We start from the raw sequence: 1,480 nt of genomic DNA, 5'->3' as shown, positions 1-1,480 counted from the left end.
CCGACGGGGCGTCGGACGCGGTCAGGCCCGCAGGGGCGGCCGGGGCCGGCGCGGGGCTGGGCGCACTGACCGGGCTCCTGGGTGTCGGTGGCGGCTTTCTCGCCGTCCCGGCCCTGGTGACGGTCCTGGCCTTCGAGATGCAGGCCGCGGTCGGCACCAGCCTGCTGGTCATCTCGACGAACTCGGTGGCCTCCCTGGCCACCCGCGGTGCCACGACGGCGGGCCTGGACTGGGCGGTGATCGCACCGTTCACCGCGACCGCGATCCTGGGCGCCTGGGACGGCAAACGCCTCGGCCAGAAGGTCTCCGGCCCCTTGCTGCAGCGCGTTTTCGCACTGGTCCTGCTGGCCGTGGCCGCGTTCATGCTGGTGGACGCCATGACCTGACCCGCTGCGCGCCCCGGCCGTGGCTCACGCCAGGGACAGGAACAGCTTCTCCAGCCGTGCCCGCATCTGCTCCCGGTCACCACTGGCCGCCATGTCCGAGTCGGTCAGGCAGTGCTGCAGACCGGTGGCGATGATCGCGAAACCGGCCTTGTCGAGCGCCCGTGAGGCAGCCGCGAGCTGGGTGACCACGTCCTCGCAGTCCCGGCCCTCCTCGATCATCTTGATCACCCCGGCGATCTGGCCCTGGGCCCGGCGCAGCCGGTTGACCACCGTCTTCAGTTCCTCGGCCGCCATCGCCAGTTCCACAAGCAACTCCTTCGATATACCCCTGTGGGTATCCTACCCGCAGGGGGACGAGACCCCGGAAAGAAAAGGGAACACCAGTGACCATCAACGCCCTCGCCCCGGACCAGGCCCGCGCCCAGCTGCACGAGCTGACCGTCATCGACGTGCGCACCCCCGGCGAATACGCCTCCGGTCACCTCCCGGGCGCCCACAACATCCCCCTCGACGCCCTCGACGCGGCCCTGCCGGTCCTGAAGGAAACGGCAGCCCGCGGCGACCTCCTCGTGGTGTGCGCCTCCGGCGCCCGTTCCGCCCAGGCGACCGAGCGCCTCGCCGCGCGGGGCATCGCCGCCGCCACCCTCACGGGCGGCACCGGAGCCTGGGCCGCCGACGGACACGACCTGCACCGTCCCGAGCAGCCCACCCGCACGGTGTGGGGCATGGAACGACAGGTCCGCCTCACCGCCGGCGCTCTGGTCCTGACCGGCCTCGCACTCGGTCTGCTCCACCCGGCCTTTCAGCTCCTGTCCGCCGGCATCGCGGGCGGCCTGGTCTTCTCCGCTGTCACCAACACCTGCGGCATGGCCGCCGTCCTCGCCAAGCTGCCACACAACCGCCCCCGCACGGCCGACCTCGACGCGACCCTCGCCGCCCTGCGCAACCGCTGAACCACGACGCCACCACCGGCGTCCCGCGCAGAAGGCCCCGGGGCAACTTGGGTTCTAACGGTCCTCGCAACACCCGCGATCTGTGGGAGTTGCGAGGACCGTGGGCGTTGAGCGTGATGATCTTGCCGGGTTGCGGGAGCG

3 protein-coding genes are annotated in these 1,480 nt (G+C 71.7%); 2 read left to right on the top strand and 1 reads right to left on the bottom strand.

What is annotated here, in order from left to right; all coding sequences use genetic code 11:
• Positions 1-386, top strand: a 386-nt coding sequence (locus ACWGH4_RS35010) for a TSUP family transporter (RefSeq protein WP_453467939.1), incomplete at its 5' end; no start/stop codon positions are given.
• A 24-nt stretch (positions 387-410) separates the two neighbouring features.
• On the opposite strand, the gene ACWGH4_RS35005 is transcribed toward ACWGH4_RS35010, so the two are convergent.
• A complete protein-coding gene (locus tag ACWGH4_RS35005; protein WP_085573762.1) occupies positions 411-692 on the bottom strand; it encodes a metal-sensitive transcriptional regulator in 282 nt (93 codons plus the stop codon).
• 77 nt (positions 693-769) lie between these two features.
• On the opposite strand from ACWGH4_RS35005, the gene ACWGH4_RS35000 reads away from it, so the two are divergent.
• Entirely contained in the window at positions 770-1,339 is a 570-nt protein-coding gene (locus tag ACWGH4_RS35000; RefSeq protein ID WP_453467937.1) for a rhodanese-like domain-containing protein, read from the top strand.
• Positions 1,340-1,480 lie beyond the last annotated feature (141 nt).

It is taken from the genome of Streptomyces sp. NPDC054847 (genome assembly GCF_053610925.1).
Note: the sequence above shows the minus strand (reverse complement) of the source record. Positions and strands in the feature narration are given on the sequence as shown.